Source organism: Sandarakinorhabdus glacialis (genome assembly GCF_014643455.1).
In the GTDB taxonomy this organism is placed as follows: Bacteria; Pseudomonadota; Alphaproteobacteria; order Sphingomonadales; family Sphingomonadaceae; genus Sandarakinorhabdus; species Sandarakinorhabdus glacialis.
In genome coordinates this window covers 17,427-40,217 of record NZ_BMJM01000009.1, presented here as the reverse complement: position 1 = coordinate 40,217, position 22,791 = coordinate 17,427, and the positions used below count along the sequence as shown (strand labels likewise).

Sequence of the window (22,791 nt, the reverse complement as noted above, 5' to 3'; positions counted from 1 at the left end):
GCGACGTTCTGCGCCTAAATCAGCCGTTCGGCGGCGCTGCCGTTGATCGATGGCTGTATCGCGCCGAACAGGCCGGTCGAGCCGCCCTTGGAGCTGAAATGATTGTTGATGAGGGTGACGTTCTCGTCGTTGAATTCGAAGGTGGCGACCAAAGGCTGGCGCGAGCCGGCGAAATCGGCGGCGGCGTCTGGCGTGGTCGAGACCGAGCCGGCGACCAGCGAGACGCGCGAGGCGTCGTAGAGATAGGCGACGCGGATGTTGCCGCCGGGCTCGCCGCCGTTGGTGTTGTTGGTGATGAAGCTGTTGTCGATGAAGCTGTAGGTCGGCCCGCCGGCGAGGGCGATGGCGTCGACGAGCATCTGCAGCGTGATGCTGGCGGAGACGGTGCCGTCGTTGGCCGAGCCGCTGTTGTCCTGCATTTCCTGCAGCGCGATGATGTCAGGCGAGCCGAGCGCGTCCTTGATCTGCAGCGCGATCGAATTGAAGCGGCCATCGGCGACATCGGTGTCGCCGTCGCTGTCGTTGGGATCGAGGTTGAGAACATTGTAGCTGGCGATGGTCAGCGTGTCGGCGCCGGCGGAAAGGCTCGTCACTTCGCCGGTCAGGATCGACGGGGCGGCGACGGTGACGGCCGACGTGGCGAGGACTTCGTAGCTGCCGAACGCATAGCTCATGATGCCGGTGACATCATTCAGCGTCGTGCCGGCGTTGACGAGGGGGATGCCGCCCGGGGTGAAACTGTCGGCGTCGATCTGGATGCGCTCGGGGTTATAGTCCGAGCCGGGGCCGGTGTTGGTGACTGACAGGCCGTCGCCGACGCTGCCCTTGGTGACGATGGTGCCGCGTGCCGACAGGCCGGTGGCGCCCGCTCCGCCATCGGCGACTGTGTAGAGTTCGCCGAAGCTGGTCGTTGGCGCGACGACGAGGGGGGTCGGCACGGTGACGAGCATGCCCTCGAGGCTCTCGTAGAAGTCGATGCCGTCGCTAGCGGGGTCGAAGGTGCCGAAATTGTCGTTGTCGATGATCTCGGTTGGCGCTGTGCGGCCACCGGCGCCGAGAATGATCGCGGTAGGCAGGGCATTGTTGCTGCTGAGGATAGAGATCACCGGGCTGACAATCTCGGTGGTCGACAGATTGCCGCTCGAGGCGCCGCCGGGGATGAATTCGGTGACGGTGACGGTGCCGGTGACGTTGATCCGGTCGCCGATGGTGACGGTCGGCGCGGTGCTGGTGAAGATGAGGATGGCTTCGGAGGTGGCGTCGTTGCCATCGGCGTCGGCGGACTGGATGTAGAAGCCGTTGGTGTCGACGGCGGTGACGATGCCGGTCGTCGTCACGACCTGGCCGGCGAAAGTCGAGACATGGCCGGCGCCCTGGATGTCGTGGATGGCGATGACGCTGATATCGTCGTTGGTGATGGTGCCTGTCGCGGTGGCGTCGGCGATTGCGGCGGACCCGGTGGCGTTGACGAGGTTCGACAGCCCGAGGGTGAAGCTCTCATTGGCTTCGGTGGCGACGTCGCCGTTGATGGTGACCGAGACCGTCTGCGTCAGCGCGCCGCCGGCGGTGAAGGCGATAGTACCGGCGACGGCGGCATAGTCGCTGCCGGCAGTGGCGGTGCCGTCGGCGCTGGCATAATCGACGGTGAAGGCACCGGTGGCGTCGCCGCGGGTGACGGTGAAGGTCAGGACGCTGGTGCCGGCATTGCCTTCGGCGATCGAGACGTCGGCGATTGTGACGGCGGTGTCGCCGGCACCCCCTACGGTGAAACCGGGAGCGTAGGACACCGGCATCGCGTCATCGAGAGTCCAGTTGGCCGAACTGGCGATGTTGGCGAGGATTTCGGAGCGGCTGCCGGACAGGGGGCCGGTGTAGGCGCCGTTGTCGAGGGTGAAGGCGAGGGCGGTTTGACCAAGGTAAGCCCCGTTGGGACCGCCGAGGTGTTCGAGTTGCTGGCGTCGCCCGCATAGGTCGAATTGTTGTCGGCAAAATCGAGTGCGAACAGGAAGGTCGGGGCGGTAACGCTGCCGACATAGGCGAGGATCTGGTCGCCGCCGGTCGACGGATTGAAGCTGCCGGTCAGTCCCGAAATGGTGATGACGGTGCCGACCGGCGTGTCGGCGGGGACGACGTAGCTGGTCGTGCCTTCGTTGGCGCGAAAGCCGCCGGCGGCGAGCCAGCCATTGTCGGTGAAGTTGATGGTTTCGCCCGACAGGTCGGCGAGGAGGACGAACGAGAAGGACTTGCCGGCTGCATCGGCGGCGAAACCAACGAGCGCGATGTCACCGAGAACAGCCATGGGGAAATCCTTGAAACCGGGGGAAGGCGCAAAAAAGCCGGCGCGCGGCCGGGTGTGTCAGATCTGGAACGCGGTGCTGGAGCGGGCCGGACGCCCGGCGCCGGACGCGCCCACGAACGCAGCGCGGAATGCAGTTTCAGATGTCATCCCCCGCCCACCCCTGGTTCGTTGCCGCGAATTAAGCTGGCGGCAACGCGGCCGTCATCCTGTCTCGCGGAACGATGTAGGAAAGGTTTGTTAAATCTCGATGACAGTCGGGCGCGACTTCAAAGCTTTTCGCGAAAGGCAGTGTCGCGGAGGCGCGTGACGGGGGTGAGCAGGTAGCTGAGCACGCTGCGTTCGCGCCCCAGGACATCGACGTCGGCGGTCATGCCGGCGCCGATCGGCAGGCGGGTGCCGTCGGAGCCGATCAGCGCGGTGGCATTGGTGCGGACCCGGATGGTGAAGTGCGAATCGCCGGTGCGCTCGTCGGTGACGGCATCGGGGGCGATGCGCTCGACGACGCCGGGCAGGGTGCCATAGATCGAATAATCATAGGCACTGATCTTGATGTTGGCTTTTTGCCCCAGGCTGATGAAGGCGATGTCGGACGGGTTGACCATGGCTTCGACCACCAGCGTGTCGCCTTCGGGGACGACCTCGACCAGCGGTTCGCCGGGCCGGATCGAGCCGCCGACCGTGGCGACGAGGACGCGGTTGACCAGCCCTGCAACCGGGGCGGTGAGCACCGTCCGGCGCAGGCGATCGGCAAGCGCGGGCAGCGATTCGCTTTGCGAGGCGATGTCGGCGCGGGTGGTGGCGAGCGCTTCGGCGGCCTGGGCGCGGAACTTCTGGTCGGTGTTGCGGATGGCGACGATGGCTTCGGCGCGGGCGGCTTCGGCGCGGCGGGTGGCCTGCGAGGCGGCGTCGCGGCCGCTTTCGGCCTGGCGCTCCTCCGACCGCGCGCGGATCAGCGACATTGCCGGCTCGACGCCTTTTTCGACGAGCGGCGCGAGGATTTCGACTTCGCGGCGGGCCTGCGCCAGCACTTCGGCGAGCGCGGCGGTTTCGGCCAGCGCCTGACCGGCGGCGCGTTCGGCCTGGAGCAGCCGCGAGCGGGCGATCTCGCGCTCAGTCTCGATGCTCGAAAGCTGGGCATTGTGAAGGGCGCGCTCGTTGGCGACCAGCGCCGGGGCGGCCTTTTCGAGTGCCGCCGGGAAGACCAGCGCGCGGCCGCGGGCCTCGGCATCGAGGCGGGCGGCGCGGGCGAGCAGGGCGCCGACCGACGTGTCGTTGCGGGCGAAATCGGCGGTCGAGGCCTTGTCGTCGAGGCGAAGCAGCGGTTGCCCGGCCTTGACCCGGTCGCCCGCCTTGACGAGGATTTCGGCGACGATGCCGCCCTCGAGGTTGGAAACGACCTGGAGCCGGCTGGAGGGGATGACCTTGCCGTTGGCGTGGACGACTTCCTCGACCTTGGCGAGCCCCGCCCAGAGCAGCATCGAGGCGGTGAGGGCGACGACGACCCAGAGCAGCACGGTGGCGAAATCGCGCTCGAGCAGGCCGTCCGGTGCGCGGACCAATGCGGTTTCGATGATGTTGGCGTCGCTGGTAGTGGTCATCACGCCTGCCCCGTTGCCAATGACCGCAGCACGTCGTCGCGCGGGCCCTGCACGGCGATCTTTCCGGCGTTGAGGATGATGATGCGATCGACCAGCTTGAGCAACGGCTGGCGGTGGGTGACCAGCAGCAGCGTGCGGCCGGCGAGCTCAGTTTCGAGACGCGAGACAAGGGCGTTTTCGGACTGGCTGTCCATGGCGCTGGTCGGCTCGTCGAAGACGAAGATCGGCGGCGCGTTGCCCAGCGCGCGGGCGATGGCGATCGACTGGCGCTGACCGCCGGACAAGCCCTCGCCGCGATCGGCAAGGCGGAGGTCGAATCCGTTGGCGAGTTGTCCGACGAAATCATGGGTGCCGCTGACCCTGGCCAGGCGGAGCAGCTCGGCGTCGTCGATGGCGGGATCGCCGAGCGCGATATTGTCGCGGATCGACCCCGAGAACAGAGTGACGTCCTGGAGCACCGAGCCGATGTTGCGGCGCAGGTCATCCGGGTGAAGCTGGCGAACGTCGGCGCCGTCGATGAGGACCTGGCCTTCGGTCGGCTGGTAGAGGCCGAGCACAAGGCGCGCGACGGTCGATTTGCCCGAGCCGACGCGGCCGACGATGGCGACTTTCTCGCCGGGCGCGATATCGAACGAGACGTCATCGAGGACACGGGTGGTGGTGCCGGGATAGTGGAAGACGACGTTGCGAAAGGCGATGCGGCCCTCGAGGCGTTTGCGCCGCACCGGGTTGGCGTCGGCCGCGACTTCGCCGCCCGCCGACATGAAGGCATCGAGGCGGACGTACGCGGCGCGGGTGCCGCTGAGCCGGGTCAGCAGCGCCGCGACCTGGCCGAGCGGCGCGACGCAGCGGCCGGCGAGGATCGAGGCAGCGATCAAGGAGCCGCTGGTCAGCTTGCCGTCGGCGATGAGGAAAACGCCATAGAGGACGACGCCGACATAGACGATCTGCTGCGCCGAGGCGGCGACGTTGATGGCGAAAGCCGACAGCAAACGGCTGCGCAGCGCGGTGTCGGCGCTTTCGTCGACAGCGGCCTGCCAGCGGCGTTCGAGCATCGCGCCGGCAGCGGTGGCCTTGACGGTCTCGAGGCCAGCGATGGTCTCGACCATGACGCCCTGCTTCGAAAAGCCGAGCCCGAGGACGCTGCCGGCCATGCGATCGAGGCCGGGTTGCACCGCCATCGAGGCAGCGACGACGACCGGAATCATCAGCAGCGGCACCAGCACGACGGGGCCGGCGATGGCCCAGATGACGAACAGGAACAGGATGACGAACGGCACGTCGACGATGGCGACGATCGTTGCACTCGCGAAGAAATCGCGCAGTGTCTCGAACTCGCGAAGCAGGCCCGCGAACGCCCCGGCCGAGCCCTGCTTGTTGGCAAGGCGCATCGAGGTGAGCGTCTTGAACACCGCGGCGCCGAGCTTGGCATCGACTTCGCGGCCGGCGACATCGATGAAATAGCCCCGCAGCATGCGCAGGATGAAATCGAAGACGAGGATGATGCCGATGCCGATCGACAGCGCGATCAAGGAGCCGGTGGCGTTGTTGGGGACGATGCGATTGTACACCGTCATCGAATAAAGCGACGTCGCCAGCGCGAAGACGTTGGTGAGGATCGCGGCGATGCCGACCTTGATGAAGGTAGCGCGGTGCTCGGCGAGCGGGGCCGCCAGCCAAGGCGACAGCCAGGCGTCACGCGGGCGCATCATCGGCCGGTCTCCGGATTGTCGGCAATCACGGCAGGGGTCATGCCGAAGCGCTCGATCAGCCCCCCGCTGCGCGCCAGCAGGGTAAAGCGCGCGATATCGAGGTCGTAGTTGGCGCGGGCCAGCGCGAGCGCGGCTTCGAGCAGGTCGCGTTCGGCGCGGAGGACATCGAAGAGGGTGCCGCGCGAGACGCGGAACTGTTCGGCGAACAGGTCGCGGGCGCGGCGGCTGTCGAGATAGGCGGCCTCCAGCGGTGGCAGCGAATCGGCGAGGCCATCGACATCGGCGGCGGCAACAGCGCGCTCGCGATCGGTGGCGGCGGCGACGCGATCGACGGCGAGGCTGGCGGCGCGGCGGCGGGCCGTCAGCTCGGCCACGCGCGCCGCCTCGCCGCCGCCGGTCGAAAAGCGTTGCCGCAAGGTGACGAGGGCACGGACATCATAGGCGGGAGTGGAGCCGCGCAGCACGTCGTAGCCGGCGCTGGTGACGCGCGCGTCGATGCGGGGCAGGCGGTCGGATTTGGCGGCATCGAGGACGGCGCTCGCGGCGCGTTCGTCGGCGCGCGCGGCGACGAGCTCGGGGCGGACGGTGTCGGTGCCGGGGGCGGTTTCGGCGCCAATATCGGGACGGGCGACGGCGCCGGGCAGTCGGCCGAACAGCTCGACGAAGCGTGCCTCGGCCGAGCGCAACCGGCGTTCGAAGCCGACCTGCTGGCTTTGCGCGGCGGCGAGGTAGGAGCGGGCACGGGCGACATCGCCGCCGCTGTCGACGCCGCGTTCGAAACGCAGCGCGGCGCCGTCGGCCAGCGACTGGAGGCGCGCGACATTGCCCTGCGCCAGCGCGGTCGCGGTCTGCGCGGCAAGGACTTCGTACCAGGTGGCGACCAGCTGGAGCAGTGCGGCGTTGCGCTCGGCATCGAGGTCGGCGCGGGCAGCGTCGGTGGCGGCATTGCCGGCGCGGATGCGCGCCGAGGTGGCGCCGAAATCGAGCAGCAACTGGTCGACCGAGCCGATGACATCGTTGCGGCGCAGCGGCGACAGGTTTTCGACCTGGGTCAGCGGCGATTGCAGGTCGCGGGTGATGGTGCGCGCCGCGATGACGTCGACGTCGACGCCGATGCCGGGGAACAGCCGCGACCGCGCCTGGTCGCGGGCGGCACCGGCTGCAAGGACGTCTTGGGCGCGTTCGCCGAGGATGGGGAGAGCCTCGGCGGCGGTGGACGTCCGGGCGGTGAAATCGGCGGCGCCGCTGCGATCGGCGAGGGCGCGGAGGAACGGGTCGGTGGCGGCGCTGATGGCTTGCGGGCGTTCGGACGGCAGCGGGATGGTGATGACGGGCGTTGGTGCGGCGACGATGGTTGCCGATTGCGGGGCAATTGCGGCGGATGGACCAGACGCGAGCGCCAGGACCAGGGGCAGCAATAGACCCGTCGATGCCATTGTCACAAAGTTCCAAAGGCGCGAATCGCTGTCCGCCCTTTGGCGCTCCTTAGCGATGCTTCCGGCAAAGCGTCCAGCCGGTTTCTGTTGCGATGCGAAACGATGGCCTCGGGAGGGTGGCAACCGCCCGGAAACGATCGCGCCGGCTTATGCCAGCGAAAGGCCGGCCGCGACGGGCGAACGAAGCGGCGGCATCAGCATTTCGGCATTGCGCACGGCCCGGGTGATCAGCGTGCGGGTGGCCATGACATCGCGCTCGGCGCGGTGTCGGCGGCTGACCGAGAATGCGCCGCGATGTCAGCCAGCCAGCACGATATGGAAACTGCAACGGCCGCTGCCGCGCTGCCCGTCAAAGCTGCACGCGGCGATGCGCCTGTCGAGGAGTGCCCAGGCGATAATGTCGTCCGGGGACACCAGGGCTTCGGCGAATCGGCTGGCCATATCGCTGCAATCCTTGGAAAACCCGGCGACTCGGCAAATTACCCCCGGCGCGGCGCCATCATATATCGGCGCTGGTAGCTATAGCAATTGCACTGCGACCGATCAGGCCGAGGGCACGACGAATGAAGGCCGGAGGCGCTTCGTCAGGCCTGAGTGGCGGCGGCGCGCGCCAGACCGGTCAGTCGCGGAATTGCCCGGCGCGCTTGGCGAGGCGCGAGTTGACCGCCTCGACCTGGTTGGGCGCGCCGATAAGCCGGCCTTGCTCGTCGCTTTCGGCGATGAGGATGGCCGACTGGGTTTCGTCCTGCGCAAGGTTGAGCAGGCGCTTGGCGGCGCGCACGGCGTCGGGATTGCGGCCGGCGATCTCGGCGGCATAGGCGAGGGCCTCGGCGAGCGGATCGGCGCAGACGCGGGTGACGAGGCCGATCGCGGCGGCCTCGGTGCCCGAAACGATGCGGGCGCCATAGACGAGATCGCGGGCGACATCGTCGCGGACGAGGCCGCGGAGCAGCGCGATGCCGGCCATGTCGGGTACCAGGCCCCAGTTCATCTCGAAGGCAGCGAAGCGCGCGTCGGGGGTGACGAAGCGCAGGTCGGCGCCGAGCGCGAGCTGGAAGCCGGCCCCGAAGGCGACGCCGTGGACGGCGGCGATGACCGGGACGGCGAGTTCGCGCCACAGCATGACGACCTGCTGGGCGCGGTTGGCGCCATTGGGAGTGCGCGCGCCGGCGATGATGGGGGTGCCCCCATTGTCGCCAGCGCCGCGCTCGCCGCTCGCCATCTCGCCGAACTTGCTCATGTCGAGGCCGGCGCAAAAGGCGCGGCCTTCACCCGACAGCACCACGGCGCGCAGGCCCGGCGTTGCAGCAAGCTGCGCGCCGGCCTCGATGATGCCCGCGAACATGGCGTCGTCGAAGGCGTTCATCTTGTCGGCGCGGATCAGCCGGACATCGGCGACGCCGGCCTCGATCGATATGGAAACGCGGTCGTTCATCGATTTTCTCCGGTTGCCGGCGCCGCCGGGCATCTGGCTTTCATGGCAGGTTGTCGGCGCCGCTGAATTGGCGGCAAGTGAAACGACCTTAGGGAGGGCGGACGTGGTTCAGGACTATCGGAACAGGCAGGCTTTGCCCGGCCGCGATGCGGTCGTGCACTATGTCGGAGGGTAGCCCGACCGGGCCGGTATCGGCGGTACACCGGTTCGACGAGGCGCGGCTCGACCGGTGGCTGGCGGCGAATTTGCTCGAATATGCCGGCGATCTGCAGGTCAGCCAGTTTGCCGGCGGAGCATCGAACCCCACCTTCCTGCTCGCCTCGGGCGACCGACGCTATGTGCTGCGCAAGAAGCCGCCGGGCGTGCTGCTGTCGAGCGCACACCAGGTCGATCGCGAATACCGGGTGATGGCGGCGCTGCGCGATACCGGCGTCCCGGTGCCGGTGATGCGCGGCATTTGCGACGATCCCGAAGTGGTCGGCACCGGCTTTTACGTGATGGATTATCTGGAGGGCCGGATTTTCCGCGATGCGCGGTTGCCGGGCCTGCCGCCGGCCGAGCGCACAGCGATCTACGACCAGCTGAATGCCGTGCTGGCGACGCTCCACGGGGTCGATTGGCAGGCGGTCGGGCTGGAAGGTTTCGGGCGGCCGGGCAATTATTTCGAACGGCAGATCGCGCGCTGGACGCGGCAGTACCGCGAAACGCCGCTGCCGCCGGTGCCGGCGATGGAGACTCTGATCGAGCAATTGCCGCTGCATATCCCGAGCGACGATTCAGTGACGATCGCGCACGGCGATTACCGGCTCGAGAATGTGATGTTTCACCCTACCGAGCCGCGATTGATCGCGGTGCTTGATTGGGAGCTGTCGACGATCGGCCATCCGCTGGCCGATCTCGCCTATTCGGCATTCCTCTGGCATTCGGATTCGCCGGGTTGGGGGACCCTCGATGGCGTCGATTTCGCCACCAGCGGCATTCCGACCGAGCAGGAATGGATCGACGCCTATCGGGCGCGTACGGGGCGCGGCCCCATCGAGGGCTGGAACTTCCTGATCGCCTTTTCGGTCTTTCGCCTCGCTTCGATTTCGCACGGCGTCCATGCGCGGGCGCTGGCCGGCAACACGCCGATCGCGCAGGCGGCGGGCGGCCCGACCGAGAGCGGCACGGGGCATCTGGCGGACATTGCGCTGCGGTTGCTGCATCGTTCCTGAAGGATCAAGCCATGTCAGAAGACGTGCTTTACGCGGTCGCCGACAATGTCGCGGTGATCACGCTCAACCGGCCCGAGCGGCGCAACGCGCTTAACTGGAACGCCTATGCGATGCTCGAGGCAGCACTCCGCCGGGCTTCGGCCGACGAGGAGGTCCGCTGCGTCATTGTTACCGGCGCCGATCCGGCATTCTGTTCAGGCGACGATGTGCATGAGATCATGGCCGGGCCGAAAAACTTCGCGGCTACGCACGCGGCACGGACGACGGTGACCTTTCAGCCGACCCCTGCTGCGATGGCGGCGCTCGAATGCGAAAAGCCGATGATCGCAGCCGTCAACGGCGCGGCGATCGGCTGGGGCATAGAACTGGCGCTGTATGCCGATATCCGCATCGCGTCGGAGGCGGCGCGGTTCAGCGAGATGTTCATCAAGCGCGGGCTGGTCTGCGATGTCGGCGGCTTCTACCGGATGCCGGCGATCGTCGGCCCCGCCAAGGCGGCGGAACTGCTGTTCACCGGCGATGTCATCACTGCCGCCGAGGCACTGCGGATCGGCTTGGTGCGCGAAGTCGTGCCGCATGCCGAGCTAATGACGGCGGCGCAGGCGTTGGCCGCGCGGATCGCCGCCAACCCGCCGCTGGCGCTGCGTTTCATGAAGCAGGGGCTGGCGCGCGCGGCCTATGGCGACCCGCGCGAGATGGGGGCCTGGGCGATCGAGACGATCCGCCGGCTGATGGATACCGAGGATCACAAGGAGGGCGTCGCCAGCTTCATCGAAAAGCGCGCGCTGGTGTTTACGGGGCGATAAGGCCGACCTGTCAGATTCGGGCAATTACGGCCGCGGGTTTCTGTGCGCATTGAACGCATCGGGTGCCGGGAGACTGACCAATGCAATTCGATTTTTCAAGCGAGCAGAAGGAGTTGCAGACCAGCGTCCGCCGCTTTTTCACCGATAACAGCCCCAACAGCGCGGCGCGCGGCGTGCTCGAAAGCACCGCCGGGCACGACGAGTCGCTGTGGAAAAAGGTCGGCGAGCAGGGCTTCCTTGCCGCCGCCATCCCCGAGGCACAGGGCGGTGTCGGCGCCGGTTATCTCGAGCTTTGCGTCGTCGCGCAGGAGGCCGGGCGCGCGCTCGCCGCCTTGCCGACCGTGTCGTCGATCTACCAGGCCGCCGAGTTCCTGATGGCGGTCGGCACGCCCGAGCAACAGGCCAAATGGCTACCGCGGCTGGCTTCGGGCGAGGCGATCGGCACCGTCGCCGTCACCGAAGCCGCTGGCCCGCTCAACCCCAAGGCGATCACGACGCGCGTCACCAACCAGCGGCTGACCGGCACCAAGCTGCCCGTCGCCGATGGCAGCGCCGCCGATTTCGCCATCGTTGCCGCCAAGGACGAGCATAGCGGCATCTCGCTGTTCATCGCCGAACTCGCTGCCGATGGTGTCGAGCGCACGCCGGTCGAGACGGTCGACCCGAGCCGCAAACACGCCCGGCTCGATTTCGATGGCGCCGTCGTCGAACCGCTCGGTGCGCCGGGCGAGGGCCTGGCGCTGATCGAGCGCATCCGCGACCGTGCCGCCGTGCTCACCGCATTCGAACAGATCGGCGGCGCACAGGCGGCGCTCGACATGGCGCGCGATTATGCGCTGCAGCGCTTTGCCTTCGGCCGGCAGATCGGCTCGTTCCAGGCGATCAAGCATATGCTCGCCGACATGTACGTGTCGCTCGAACTGGCGCGCTCGAACGCCTATTACGGCGCCTGGGCCTTGTCGGTGGACAGCGATCGCCTGCCTGCCGCCGCCGCCAGCGCGCGGGTTGCTGCGACACAGGCTTATCAACTGTGCGCCGCCAACAATATCCAGGTCCATGGCGGCATGGGCTTCACCTGGGAGTTCGACTGCCACCTCCATTATCGCCGCTCGAACTATCTTGCGCTGGCGCTCGGCGGGCCTTCGCACTGGGAAGAACGGCTGATCGAAAGCGTTCGCGTGAATCCCGCGCTCAAAGCCGCCTGAGAAAGGAACCGAGATGAATTTCGACGATACCCCCGAAGAAGCCGCATTCCGTTCCAAGGCGCGCGACTGGATCAGCGCCAACGCGCCGCGCGAACTTCACGCTGGGCTGTCGAAGCTGGGTTTCGGTCAATCCGATGCCGGCGTCGGCGACCCGATGCAGGCCGCCAAGCAATGGCAGAAAAAGAAGCAGGAAGGCGGCTGGGCGGCGCTGCGTTGGCCCAGGGAATATGGCGGCGCCGGCGCCAGCGCCATCGAGCAGGTGATCTGGCAGTCCGAGGAAGGCGCCTATGCCAAGCTGGGCGGCGCCTTCACGATCGGGCTCGGCATGTGCGGTCCGACGCTGATGACCTGGGGCACCGAGGAGGACAAGCGCAAGCGCCTGCCCAAGCTGGCGAGCGGCGAGGAAATCTGGTGCCAGCTGTTTTCCGAACCGATCGCCGGGTCGGATCTGGCCGGCATCCGGACGCGCGCCGCGCCGGAGGGCGACGAATGGGTCGTCAACGGCCAGAAGATCTGGACGTCGGGCGCCAAGGAATCCGATTGGGGGCTACTGATCGCCCGCACCGATACCGGCGTTGCCAAGCACCGCGGGCTGACGATGTTCTTCCTCGACATGAAATCGCCCGGCGTCGAAGTCCGCCCGATCAAGCAGATGAACGGCGACGCGCACTTCAACGAAGTCTATTTCACCGATGTCCGCATCCCCGACGCCCAGCGCCTCGGCGCGGTCGGCCAGGGCTGGACCGTCGCGCTGACGACGTTGATGAACGAGCGCATGTCGATCGGTGGCAGCATGCCGACCGGCTTCGACGAGTTGCTCAACTATGCCGAGGAAATCGAGACCGAGCACGGCCGCGCCATCAACGATCCGCGCGTGCGGTCGCGGCTGGCCAGCTATGCGGTCAAGGCGACGGGGCTGCAATATTCGGCATATCGCTCGATCTCGGCGCTTTCGCGCGGCGAGGAGCCCGGTCCCGAAAACTCGATCGGCAAGCTGGTCGCCGGCTCGATGCTGCAGGACGTGTCGCGGTTCGCGCTCGACCTGCAGGGCGAATACGGCCTGATCATCGACGAGAAACTGTCGCCCGACAATGCGCGCTTCCAGCGGATGCTGATGCGCTCGCCGGCCACCCGCATCGAGGGTGGTTCGGACGAGATCCTGCGCAACATCATCGCCGAGCGCGTGCTCGGGCTGCCGGCCGATATCCGCGTCGACAAGGACGTGGCGTTCGACAGGATCCCGACCGCGGCAAGCGCCGGGGGGCGGTAGGGATCAGCCGGCGACGATCTCGAACGCCGCGCTGGCCATCGTCTTGCCGTTGACGATGAGCTCGACATCGTGGCGGCCGGGATGGTGGCGGCGGGTGCTGAAGTCGCGGATCGACTGGCGGAGCGCGAGGTTCGCCGTGTCACCGGCGGCGAGGTCGAAACTCTTCCATTTGAAGACCTTGGCGGAAGTCCTGCCGGCGGCCCGGGCGTAGGTGATGCGATAGTCGACGACGAGGCGCTGGGGCTCGGGCACGGTGGAGAACAGCCCGGCGGTAAGCGCGATGCTGTCGCCAAGGCGGACAATTGTCGGCGCGATCGCGAATGACGCCTCGACCTGTGCACCGTGACCGACGCCGATCAGCGCGAGCGCGCGCGGGCCGCCTTTCTTGATCAGCGTGCGCAGCGCGTGGCGGATGATCCAGACCGTGCGCGGATCGTCGCCGGTCCAGCCGGCAAGGTGATCGAGCAGCCAGTCGGGCCGATCCTTTGCGATATCGTTCAGATGATTGGCCACCGACTTGCGCACATACAGGCTGTCGTCGGACTTGAGCGTGCCCAGGATCGGCGCGGCCAGAGTCGGATCGGCCTTGAGCGCCGAGATGCGCGCCGCCCACGGCAAGCGCGGGCGGCTGCCTTCGCTGGCCAGGCGGCGGACGTGCGCGTCGGGGCTGGTCGCCTAGACGGCCATGACGGCGAGAGTGCGCTCGGGTTGGGCGGCAAGGAACGGCCGGATGGCGAATTCGGCCGAGCCGTAGCGGGTCAGGTCGGCAAGGGCGGCGAGCGATGTGTCGATGTCGTCAAGGCCGTGGCGCGGGACGAACTCGGTGATCGCGATCGCCTGGAAGCCCGGGCGCAAACGCGGTGCCATGGCGCGGACGATGGCAATCGCCGCCGGATAGTCGGCGGGCAGTGCGGGTTTCAGCGCATCGGCGATGTGGCGGACGCGCTCCATGATCGACAGCGCGGCGAGGCCGTTGCTGGCGGCCTCGAGGAATGCGGCGCGGCCGAAATGCGGTGACGCGGCGCTTCCGGCTTCTGCGATCACTGTCAATGCCTTGGGACCGAGGAGGTCCTTGAGCAGGGCCGGGGCCGCATCGGTCATCGGGGCATCGCTGGCGTCCATTACCCGCGGCGGCTCCAGGCGCGGATGGCGATGACGACGGGGACGCCGAGAGCGGCCCAAGAGACGATGTTGCGCAGGCCGTCGCCGGTCAGCGCGCTGACAAGGCCGATGAGGCTGATGACGGCAATGACGGCAGGCGCGGCGAAGACCTGCCGCAGGGATTTGCGGGCCGCGCGCGGCAGTCGGCGGGGCTGCGACGGGATCTCCTGGGGCCGCGCGCGGATACGTTCGGGCCGGTTCATGGGACGGGGACGGCGGCGCCGCTCTCGATTTCGGTGATGTGTGCGGCGACCGACGCGCGGCGGCGGCCGAGCCAGAGGTAGAGCCCCGAGCCGAGCACGATGATGGTGAAGACATCGAGCACCGCCCAGAGTAGCTTCAGGGGCAGGCCGCCATAGTCGCCGAAGTGGAGCGGCTGCGAGATCAGCAGCGCCTGGGCATACCAGGGCATCGGGCGGATATCGGTAAGCGTGCCGGTTTCAGCGTCGATGAGAGCGGGGGTGAGCAGGCGCTCGGTGAGCGGCGTGTCGCCTTGCAGGAACACGGCGTAGTGATGCCCCGAGCTGAAGGTGCCGCCGGGGAACGCGATGAACTGCGGATTGGTGCCGGGGCGGGCGGCGCGCGCGGCGGCCATGGCGCGATCGAGCGAGCCGTAGCGATCGGGGGCGAGCGCCGGGCGGCCGGCATAGGCGGCGGTCATCGACGCCAGCTCGCCGCGCTGCCAGAGCTGGATGATCGGGGTCGCCAGCGTGTTGATGACGCCCGTCAGGCCGACGACGACCGCCCAGGCGAGCACGACGGCGCCGAGAAGATTGTGATAATCGAGCCATTTGACCCGGGTGTTGCGGCGGGTGCGGATGGTGCCGAAATCGAGCTTGCGCATGAACGGGGCGTAGAGGACGAGGCCCGAGACGATGGCGGTGCAGAAGAGCAATCCCATGACGCCGAGGAACAACATGCCGGGCAGGCCGAGGAACATGTCGGTGTGGAGTTGCAGGAGGAAATTCATGACGACGCTATCGTCGGCGGCGCCGGTCAGCTTGCCGGTGCTGCGGTCGAAGATCTGCAGGGTCATGGCGCTGGCGGGCGCATCGGGGGCGGGGCCGGTGGTGACGGTGAGCTGCGGGCCGGCATTGTCGAAGGCCATGAACAGCGGCACTTCGCCGGGACGCTGCGCCAGCGCCTTGGCGAGCATGACGTCGAGCGGCAGCAGGCCGGGGCCGCTGCCCGACGAAGCGATGCCGGTGGCGGCGACGGTTTCGCCCGCGAGCCGGTCGATTTCCTCGTGGAATATGAGCGGCAGCCCGGTGATGCAAAGCATGAGCAGGAAGGCCGTGCAGACAATGCTCGACCATTTGTGGACGAGGAACCAGGCGCGCACCGCGGCTTGCGTCATGTTGGCCTCATGGCGCGACCATGATCGACGGGGCAAAGCTGATACTCACTATCAATAGCGCAGTATATGACGATGGCGTGAACTTCAATCCCGGTGAGGTCGTTGTTGGACGCAGCCGGCGATGACATAGAGGTAGGTGAATGCTGGTGGAGGCGGGACCATGGCTGCGCAGGTCGTCGTTGTCGGGGCGGGACCGACCGGGCTGACGATGGCGGCGGAGCTGGCGCGCTACGGTGTTCCGGTGCGCGTCATCGACCGGGCGGCGGCGCGGTCGGCGACGTCGAAGGCGCTGGTGTTGTGGAGCCGGACGCTCGAACTGCTCGATCGCGCCGGTTGCACGGAATCGTTCGTCGCTGCCGGGCACAAGGTGGTGGCCGCCAACATCATCGCCGGTGGCAGGCCACTCGGGCGGGTGTGTTTCGGCGGCGTCGACAGCCCCTATCCGTTCGCGCTGATGCTGCCGCAATCGGAGACCGAGCGGCTGCTCGAGCTGCATCTGGAGGGGCTGGGTGTCGTCGTCGAGCGGCAGGTCGAATTGACCGGGCTGCGCGACAACGGCGATGGCGTCGTCGTCGCGCTGGGCCATGCGGGTGGCCGGTCGGAGCTGCTCGATGCCGGCTGGGTGATCGGTTGCGACGGTGCCCATAGCGCGGTTCGCCATTCGCTCGGGCTGGCCTTTGACGGGGAGACGCTGGGTTCGGACTGGATCCTCGCCGATGTGCAACTGGCGGGGAACCGGGTGCCGACCGACGAGATCGCCACCTGGTGGCACGAGGACGGGGTGATTGCGGTGTTTCCGATCACGGCAACGCGGTTCCGGGTGATCGCCGATCTGGGGGTATCGCAAGGCGCCGAACCGGTGGCGCCCACGCTGGCGGTTGTGCAGGCGATCCTTGATCGGCGCGGGCCGCAGGGCTTGACGGCGTCCGACCCGGTGTGGCTGTCGGGTTTCCGGATCAACGAGCGCAAGGTTGCCGATTATCGCCGGGGGCGGGTGTTCCTTGCCGGCGACGCGGCGCATGTGCACAGCCCGGCAGGCGGGCAGGGCATGAACACCGGGATGCAGGACGCCATCAACCTCGCCTGGAAGCTGGCGCTGGTCTGGCACGGGGCGGCGTCCGATGCCTTGCTCGACAGTTATTCGGCGGAGCGCGGCGCGGTCGGCGAGCAGGTGCTGCGCGCTGCCGGGAGGTTGACGGCGCTGGCGACGATGCGCAATCGCTTCGGGCAGAGGCTGCGCAACTTGCTGGGACGCTTTTTGCTCGGGCTCCGTCCGGTGCGCCGGGCGCTGGTGGCGCAGATTACCGAGGTGGCGGTGAACTACAGGCATGGTGGACCGGGCGATGGCGCGGGTGTCTCGGGACCCCGGCGGGGCGACCGCATTGCACCCAAGGCGGGGCAGCGGCCGTTCGGCACGGGGGCACGGCCGCGGTTCGCGCTGCTCGGGGTCGACAGCGATGCGCTGCGCCGGCTGGCGGCGCGGTTTCCGGATCTTGTCGATCCGGCGCCGATGCCGCCGCCCGATGCGGCGGGGGTGTGGCTGGTGCGGCCCGACGGCTATGCGGCGTGCCGGGCACGGGCGGGCGACCTGACGGGTATAACCGACTATCTCGATCGCGTTGCCGGGCTGGGCGGCGTGCGATGAACGATCCGACCAGCGCCGACCGGTTGCGCACGCGCATCGAGGGGTTGCGCGCCAAGACCCTCGAGAACGGCTGCACCGAGGCCGAGGCAATGCTGGCGGCCGCCAAGGTCGCCGAGATGCTCGATCGCTACAGCCTGTCGCTGAGCGATGTCGAAGTGCGCGCGGCGGTGTGCGAGCGCCGTAGCTGGGAAGCCGGTCGCAAGAAGCGCGTGCCGCTCGATGGCTGCATCGGCGAAATTGCCGCCTTTTGCGACTGTAAGGTCTGGCGCGAGAAAAGCGCCACCAAGGAGGTGCGCCACGTCTTTTTCGGGCTGCCGGCCGATGTCGATGCGGCGCTGTTCCTGGCCGAACTTGTCGATCATGCCGTGCGCTCGCAGCTCGGGGTGTTCAAGACCTCGCCGGCCTATCGCGAATTCCGGCACACCGAGCGTCATCTCGCCAATGCGTCGTTCGTGCTCGGAATGGTGGCGTCGATCGGCGACAAGCTGATGGCGATGAAGGCCGAACGCGACCGGGCGCAGGCCAGCAGTGGCCGGGACTTGGTGGTGCTCAAGATCTCAGTGGTCGCGGCCGAACTCGACAGGCTCGACGTGCAATGGCGCGAGATCGAATCGACCTCGCGGATGATTTCGCCGGCGGCGTATGAAGCGGGCGAAGCGGCGGGGGCCGAGCTGCCGATTGCCGGGCGGGAACGCTGAGCACCTGCAACTTATGACATTGGCACGCGGCGCGCCGGCGGAACATGATGCCGCCCGACAGGCCGCTGGGCCGGTGCTGGCGGGATCGAGCATGACCAATTTTCGGACGATCGAGACCAACGGCATCCGGCTTCGCGCGGCGGTCGCCGGCGAGGGGCCGCTGGTGGTGCTGGTCCATCGCTTTCCCGAAAGCTGGGCGGCTTGGCGCCACCAGATCGGGCCGATTGCAGCGGCTGGCTTCAAGGTCTGCGCCATCGATTGCCGGGGCTATGGCGGCAGCGACAAGCCCGAGGCGATCGAGGCCTACGACCTCGAGAATATGACCGCCGACATCGCCGGGGTCATCGATGCCGAGGGCGGCGGCGCGCCGGGCGTCATCATCGGGCATGACTGGGGCGCGCACCTGGTGTGGCACACGGCGCTCTGCCATCCCGCCAAGGTGCGTGCCGTAGCGGCCCTGTCGGTGCCCTTTGTCGGCGTCGCCGAGACCGCGCTGATCGACGCGGTGAAGCCGGTCTACGCCGACCGCGGCAAGTTCTTTTACCAGACCTATTTCCAGCAACCGGGGGTGGCGGAAGCCGAGGCCGAGGCCGACCTGACCGGGTTCATCCGCAAATTCTATTACTGGCTGTCGGGCGAGGCGCCCGATGGGCTGGGGCATGGCCGGGCTTCGACTTCGGCATTGCTCGATGGTTTGCCCGACCCGCAGCCCTTCCCGGCGTGGATGGGCGACGCCGATATCGGATACCTCGTCAGCGAGTTCCGCCGGTCGGGGCTGCGCGGGCCGATCAACCGCTATCGCAACCAGCATCGCGACGTCGAGTTCCTCAAGCCCTGGCGCGGGCGGACGATCGACCAGCCGGCGCTGTTCATCGGAGGGACGCGCGACCTCGTGCTGTCGATGCGACCGGGTTACGACATGGTCGCGGCGATGCGCGCCGCGGTGCCCAACCTCGAGGAGGCGATGCTGCTCGAGGGGTGCGGGCACTGGACCCAGCAGGAGCGGCCCGAGGCGGTGACGGCGCGGCTGACGAATTGGTTGTGTGGGCTTTCGGGAAGCCGGGCATGATGCGGCGGGTGCAACTATGGCGGTGAACGAGCCGCCGGCGATGGGCACTGGCCGGGCAGTGCTAATGACCGCCGGCATCCTGGTGCTGCTCGCGGGGTTTCTCGGCATCGGCCCGGCGCTCGGGCTGGTGCCGCTTTATACCGCCTTACTGCTGCTCTGGTATTTCGGCAGCGTCGACGAATTTACTGGCGCGCCTTCCAGTCGCGCTTGATCTTCTTGGCGAGGCTCCATTTATGGACCTCGGTGGGGCCGTCGTAGATGCGGAAGGCGCGGATCTCGCGGAACACCTGCTCGACGATGGTGTCGGAGGTGACGCCGCTGCCGCCCATGACCTGGACGCAGCGGTCGGCGATCCGCATCAGGGCCTCCGACACGGCGACCTTGGCCATCGAGCTTTCGGCGGTGCCGAGCGCGCCGGTATCGAGGACGGCGGCGCACCAGTCGATCATCAGCTCGGCCTGTTTGAGGTCGATCAGATTCTCGGCGAGCATGAAGCCGACGCCTTCATGGTCGATGAGCGTCTTGCCGAACGCTTGCCGGCGGTTGGCATAGTCGGCGGCGATCTCGTCGGCGCGGACGCAGGCACCATACCACCGCATGCAGTGTGAAAGCCGCGCCGGGGCGAGGCGGATCTGGGCGTATTTGAAACCCTCGCCGGGCTGGCCGAGCATCTGGTCGGCGGAAACGCGCAAGTTTTCGATGCGGACGGTGGCGTGGCCGCCGGGCATCGAGCTGTCGATGGTGTTGGGGACGTGCTCGATGGTGATGGCGGGGTCGGGTAAATCGACAAGGAACATGCTGGCGCCGGCATCGCCCTTGGCCATGACGATACCGACCTTGGCACCCTGCGCGCCCGTGATGAACGCCTTGCGGCCGTCGATGACCCAGTGGTTGCCATCGAGGCGGCAGGTGGTCAGCATCATCGACGGGTCGGAGCCGGCGCCGTTTTCGCTGGCGGGTTCGGTCATGAAGAAGGCCGAGCGGGCGTCGCCGTCGACCAGCTGCTTGAGGAAGCGCGCCTTGATGTCGTCGCTGCCGACCTTGCCGAGGAGGTACATATTGCCTTCGTCGGGGGCTGCGGTGTTGCACGCCAGCGGGCCGAGGGGGGAAAGGCCGGTGCGTTGCAGGACTATGGCGGTCTCGCGCTGCGACAAATGGCTGCCGTCGGCGAGGATATGCGGGGTGAGCACCCCGGCAGCGCGGGCTTTGCCACGCATTTCGGTGACGAGTTCGTCGGTCGGGGTGTCGTGGTGGTCGCGGCGGCTGTCCTGCTCATAGGGGACGACGACATTGCGGACGAACGCTTCGACGCGGTCGGCGATCTCGCGGGTGCGTTCGGCGCCGATGCCGATATTTGTGTGGTTTTCCATGGCCGGTCCTGTCTAGAGCGCGCGCGCGATGATCATGCGCTGAATATCCGACGTGCCCTCGTAGATCTGGCAGACGCGAACGTCGCGGTAGATCTTGGCGAGGCCGAAATCCTCGAGATAGCCATAGCCGCCGAGCGTCTGGATGGCACCTGATACAATCGCTTCGGCTGCTTCGGAGGCGAACAGCTTGGCCATCGCCGCCTCGCGCAGGCACGGTGCGCCGGCGTCCTTCAGCGCGGCGGCGTGGAGGACCATCTGCCGCGCCGCCTCGAGCCGCGTCGCAAGGTCGGCCAGCCGGAAACCCACCGCCTGGTGCTCGATGATGGGCTTGCCGAAGCTGATCCGGTCGCGGGCATAGGCGATGGCGATCTCCAGCGCCGCCTGCGCCATGCCGACCGATTGCGCCGCGATGCCGATGCGCCCGGCCTCGAGATTGGACAGCGCGATGCCATAGCCGCGACCTTCTTCGCCGAGCAGCGCGTCATCGCCGACGAAACAGTCCTCGAAGCGCAGCGCACAGGTGTCGGAGGCGGCCTGGCCGAGCTTGTGCTCGGTCTTGTCGACGAAATAGCCGGGCGTATCGGTCGGCGCCAGGAAGGCCGAGATGCCTTGCGGCCAGCGGCGGGATCGGTGACGGCGATGACCATGGCGACGCCGGCGATGCGCCCTGAGGTGATGAACTGCTTGGTGCCGTCGAGCCGCCAGCCGCCGTCGACGCGCCGCGCGCGCGTGCGGAATCGCCGCGGCGTCGGACCCGGCATCGGCCTCGGTCAGCGCAAACGCCCCGATGGCGGTCCCGCCGATCATCGCCGGCAGCCAGCGCGCCTGCTGCGCCGAATTGCCGTCCTTGAGCAGCCCCGAGACCATGATCGAATTCTGGATGCTGACGATCGTCGACAGCGCGCCATCGGCGGCGGCGACCTCGATCAGCGCCAGCGCATAGGAGACGTAGTCCGCGCCCGCCCCGCCGACTTCCTCGGGCGCGGTCATGCCCATCAGGCCGAGCCCGGCCATTTCGGCGAACAGCCCGGCGGGATAGCCGCCGGCAGCCTCAAACGCCGCACTTCGGGGCCGAATCCGGTCCTGCGCAAAGGCGCGGACGGCCTCTTGTATCGCCGTCTGGGTCGCGTTCAGGAGCATGGAACCATCCGGAAAATCATCTGCGGTCACTATTGGCGTTGCGCGGTCGTCGTCAAGGATTGCAGCTCGATGCAACACAGTCGCAATAGCATTGCGATGCGCCGCCGATTTCGCTACGCATGCGGCTCGGCAACCTGGTCGATCGTGCGGCCGGGCGCAGGCGAAGGTGCAGGCTTTGGGGTATCAGGAACGAAACGGGGCTTTCAGGCAGATCGAGGCGCTGGACGCGGTCGTCGCCGAGCCGGCAGCGCCGGTGGCTGGTCGCCGCGCCGAATATACCGGGACGAAACCGAATTTCGCGGTCATTTCCGGGCTGGTCGCGGCCCATGCCCTGTTGCTGGTCGTGCTGGTCCAGACCAACATCGTGCAGCTCGACCAGCCCGAGGCGAAACCGCTCGTTGTCGCCTTGATGCCGATGGACGAGCCGCCACCGCCGCCGCCCGCTGAGCCGATCGTGACGCCGATCGAGGTCGTCATCCCCACCATGACGGCGCCCGAGCGGGTCATCGAAGTCCCGGCACCGCCGGCGCAGATGGCCGTCACCGACGTGCCGGCACCGCCGCCGCAAACGGTCGTGTTCGCCGCGGTCAAGCCGAGCGCGCCAGCCAGCGGCCCCGCCACCGCCGCCGATTTGTCGTCGACGATGATCGAGGCGGTGCCGCCGCGCTATCCGATCGAGTCGCGGCGCCGGCGCGAGTTCGGCGCCGTGCTGCTGATGGTCCTGCTGCGCGCCGATGGCCGCGTCGACAATGTCTCGGTGTCGCGGAGCAGTGGCTTCGAGCGCCTCGACCGCGCGGCGCTCGACGCCGTCCGCCGCTGGCGCTGGTCGCCGACCCTGCGCGGCGGCGAGGCGATGATGGTCCGCGGCGTCGTCGAGATCCCGTTCGTCCTGCAAGGCTGAGAAGCAACAGCTTCTCGCAGACGACGCCTTGACCCGTCGCCGCAAAGACGATCGTATCGGCCGTGATCAAATGATTTCAGGGAACCCCGTGATGACTCGAATCCGCGTTCTTTCCGTCGCCGCCGGTGCCGTATTGGCTGCCTATGGCGGTGCCGCCGCAGCCGCTCCGGTGGCCAAGCCCTTGCCGACCTTCACCTATAAATGCACCCCGGCGATGCCGCTGGTGGTCAAGTACGACAATGCCGCCGGCATCAACGGGCAGGCGGTCGTGACGCTCGGCAGCAAGACCTTTACCCTCGACCAGGCCGGGTCGGCTTCGGGGGCGCGGTACGAGACCCGGGCCGGACGCAGCCCCGGCGCCACCCTGATATGGTGGAACAAGGGCCGCGGCGGCACGCTGTATGAAGGCAGCGCCGCCGATCCGAAGGCCGCCGAAAAACCTATCGCGACCTGTACCCAGGCCGGTTGACGCCCG

22 protein-coding genes and 1 pseudogene are annotated in these 22,791 nt (G+C 67.8%); 10 read left to right on the top strand and 13 right to left on the bottom strand.

Annotated features, from left to right (window positions below; genetic code table 11):
* Window positions 1–14: 14 nt before the first annotated feature.
* The 7 genes from IEW98_RS12365 to IEW98_RS12335 all read right to left on the bottom strand — a co-directional run bounded on the left by IEW98_RS12365 (window position 15) and on the right by IEW98_RS12335 (window position 8,480).
* Entirely contained in the window at window positions 15–1,793 is a 1,779-nt protein-coding gene (locus IEW98_RS12365) for a DUF8508 domain-containing protein (RefSeq protein WP_188763271.1), read from the bottom strand.
* Window positions 1,760–2,299 (bottom strand): hypothetical protein, encoded by a 540-nt coding sequence (locus tag IEW98_RS12360; protein WP_188763270.1) that lies wholly within the window; start codon window positions 2,297–2,299, stop codon window positions 1,760–1,762. The genes IEW98_RS12365 and IEW98_RS12360 overlap by 34 nt, the downstream gene beginning before the upstream one ends.
* A gap of 266 nt (window positions 2,300–2,565) precedes the next feature.
* Window positions 2,566–3,897 carry an HlyD family type I secretion periplasmic adaptor subunit gene (locus tag IEW98_RS12355; RefSeq protein ID WP_243450751.1) on the bottom strand — a complete coding sequence of 444 codons (1,332 nt, stop codon included), beginning with the start codon at window positions 3,895–3,897 and terminating at the stop codon, window positions 2,566–2,568.
* A complete protein-coding gene (locus IEW98_RS12350) occupies window positions 3,897–5,609 on the bottom strand; it encodes a type I secretion system permease/ATPase (RefSeq protein ID WP_188763268.1) in 1,713 nt (570 codons plus the stop codon). Before IEW98_RS12350 ends, IEW98_RS12355 begins: the two co-directional genes overlap by 1 nt.
* A complete protein-coding gene (locus IEW98_RS16795) occupies window positions 5,606–7,045 on the bottom strand; it encodes a TolC family protein (protein WP_188763267.1) in 1,440 nt (479 codons plus the stop codon). Before IEW98_RS16795 ends, IEW98_RS12350 begins: the two co-directional genes overlap by 4 nt.
* A 297-nt stretch (window positions 7,046–7,342) precedes the next feature.
* Complete coding sequence (locus IEW98_RS12340; protein WP_188763266.1) at window positions 7,343–7,486, bottom strand: hypothetical protein; 144 nt, start codon at window positions 7,484–7,486, stop codon at window positions 7,343–7,345.
* A gap of 178 nt (window positions 7,487–7,664) precedes the next feature.
* The gene (locus IEW98_RS12335) at window positions 7,665–8,480 is read right to left on the bottom strand and encodes a crotonase/enoyl-CoA hydratase family protein (RefSeq protein WP_188763265.1); all 816 of its coding nucleotides are present in this window, start codon (window positions 8,478–8,480) and stop codon (window positions 7,665–7,667) included.
* A gap of 161 nt (window positions 8,481–8,641) precedes the next feature.
* On the opposite strand from IEW98_RS12335, the gene IEW98_RS12330 reads away from it, so the two are divergent.
* From IEW98_RS12330 to IEW98_RS12315, 4 genes are all read left to right on the top strand, one after another.
* Complete coding sequence (locus tag IEW98_RS12330; protein ID WP_188763264.1) at window positions 8,642–9,694, top strand: phosphotransferase; 1,053 nt, start codon at window positions 8,642–8,644, stop codon at window positions 9,692–9,694.
* A gap of 11 nt (window positions 9,695–9,705) precedes the next feature.
* Window positions 9,706–10,500, top strand: a complete 795-nt coding sequence (locus tag IEW98_RS12325) for an enoyl-CoA hydratase/isomerase family protein (protein ID WP_188763263.1) — start codon at window positions 9,706–9,708, stop codon at window positions 10,498–10,500.
* 80 nt (window positions 10,501–10,580) lie between these two features.
* The gene (locus IEW98_RS12320) at window positions 10,581–11,705 is read left to right on the top strand and encodes an acyl-CoA dehydrogenase family protein (protein WP_188763262.1); all 1,125 of its coding nucleotides are present in this window, start codon (window positions 10,581–10,583) and stop codon (window positions 11,703–11,705) included.
* Window positions 11,706–11,718: 13 nt separating this feature from the next.
* Window positions 11,719–12,975 (top strand): acyl-CoA dehydrogenase family protein, encoded by a 1,257-nt coding sequence (locus tag IEW98_RS12315; protein WP_188763261.1) that lies wholly within the window; start codon window positions 11,719–11,721, stop codon window positions 12,973–12,975.
* Between the two features lie 3 nt (window positions 12,976–12,978).
* Here IEW98_RS12315 and IEW98_RS16535 read toward each other — a convergent pair whose 3' ends face one another.
* The 4 genes from IEW98_RS16535 to IEW98_RS12300 are packed head-to-tail and all read right to left on the bottom strand — an operon-like array spanning window position 12,979 to window position 15,493.
* On the bottom strand, window positions 12,979–13,593 hold the full coding sequence (locus tag IEW98_RS16535; protein WP_243450745.1) for a YhaZ family DNA alkylation repair protein: 615 nt from the start codon (window positions 13,591–13,593) through the stop codon (window positions 12,979–12,981).
* 57 nt (window positions 13,594–13,650) lie between these two features.
* A complete protein-coding gene (locus tag IEW98_RS16530) occupies window positions 13,651–14,076 on the bottom strand; it encodes a hypothetical protein (protein WP_243450744.1) in 426 nt (141 codons plus the stop codon).
* 20 nt (window positions 14,077–14,096) lie between these two features.
* Window positions 14,097–14,339, bottom strand: a complete 243-nt coding sequence (locus IEW98_RS12305; protein ID WP_207792571.1) for a hypothetical protein — start codon at window positions 14,337–14,339, stop codon at window positions 14,097–14,099.
* Window positions 14,336–15,493 carry a PepSY-associated TM helix domain-containing protein gene (locus IEW98_RS12300; protein ID WP_188763260.1) on the bottom strand — a complete coding sequence of 386 codons (1,158 nt, stop codon included), beginning with the start codon at window positions 15,491–15,493 and terminating at the stop codon, window positions 14,336–14,338. Before IEW98_RS12300 ends, IEW98_RS12305 begins: the two co-directional genes overlap by 4 nt.
* Window positions 15,494–15,653: 160 nt before the next feature.
* Between IEW98_RS12300 and IEW98_RS12295 the strand changes: the two genes are divergently transcribed.
* Genes IEW98_RS12295 through IEW98_RS12280 form a run of 4 tightly spaced genes read left to right on the top strand, consistent with a single transcriptional unit; the run spans window position 15,654 to window position 19,116 of the window.
* A complete protein-coding gene (locus IEW98_RS12295) occupies window positions 15,654–17,138 on the top strand; it encodes an FAD-dependent monooxygenase (protein WP_188763259.1) in 1,485 nt (494 codons plus the stop codon).
* Window positions 17,135–17,836 carry a DUF2786 domain-containing protein gene (locus tag IEW98_RS12290; protein ID WP_188763258.1) on the top strand — a complete coding sequence of 234 codons (702 nt, stop codon included), beginning with the start codon at window positions 17,135–17,137 and terminating at the stop codon, window positions 17,834–17,836. The genes IEW98_RS12295 and IEW98_RS12290 overlap by 4 nt, the downstream gene beginning before the upstream one ends.
* 13 nt (window positions 17,837–17,849) lie before the next feature.
* Complete coding sequence (locus IEW98_RS12285) at window positions 17,850–18,905, top strand: alpha/beta fold hydrolase (RefSeq protein WP_243450743.1); 1,056 nt, start codon at window positions 17,850–17,852, stop codon at window positions 18,903–18,905.
* A 16-nt stretch (window positions 18,906–18,921) separates the two neighbouring features.
* Window positions 18,922–19,116 carry a hypothetical protein gene (locus IEW98_RS12280; protein ID WP_188763257.1) on the top strand — a complete coding sequence of 65 codons (195 nt, stop codon included), beginning with the start codon at window positions 18,922–18,924 and terminating at the stop codon, window positions 19,114–19,116.
* On the opposite strand, the gene IEW98_RS12275 is transcribed toward IEW98_RS12280, so the two are convergent.
* Complete coding sequence (locus IEW98_RS12275; RefSeq protein WP_188763256.1) at window positions 19,088–20,275, bottom strand: acyl-CoA dehydrogenase family protein; 1,188 nt, start codon at window positions 20,273–20,275, stop codon at window positions 19,088–19,090. The two genes, IEW98_RS12280 and IEW98_RS12275, sit on opposite strands and share 29 nt — an antisense overlap.
* Before the next feature lie 12 nt (window positions 20,276–20,287).
* Window positions 20,288–21,415 (bottom strand): annotated as a pseudogene (locus tag IEW98_RS12270) (acyl-CoA dehydrogenase family protein).
* Between the two features lie 175 nt (window positions 21,416–21,590).
* Here IEW98_RS12270 and IEW98_RS12265 point away from each other — a divergent pair.
* Together IEW98_RS12265 and IEW98_RS12260 are read left to right on the top strand one after the other, a co-directional pair.
* Window positions 21,591–22,316: an energy transducer TonB gene (locus IEW98_RS12265; protein WP_188763255.1), complete on the top strand. Its 726-nt coding sequence runs from the start codon at window positions 21,591–21,593 to the stop codon at window positions 22,314–22,316.
* A 91-nt stretch (window positions 22,317–22,407) separates the two neighbouring features.
* Complete coding sequence (locus tag IEW98_RS12260) at window positions 22,408–22,785, top strand: MliC family protein (protein WP_188763254.1); 378 nt, start codon at window positions 22,408–22,410, stop codon at window positions 22,783–22,785.
* The last annotated feature ends 6 nt before the right edge of the window (window positions 22,786–22,791 follow it).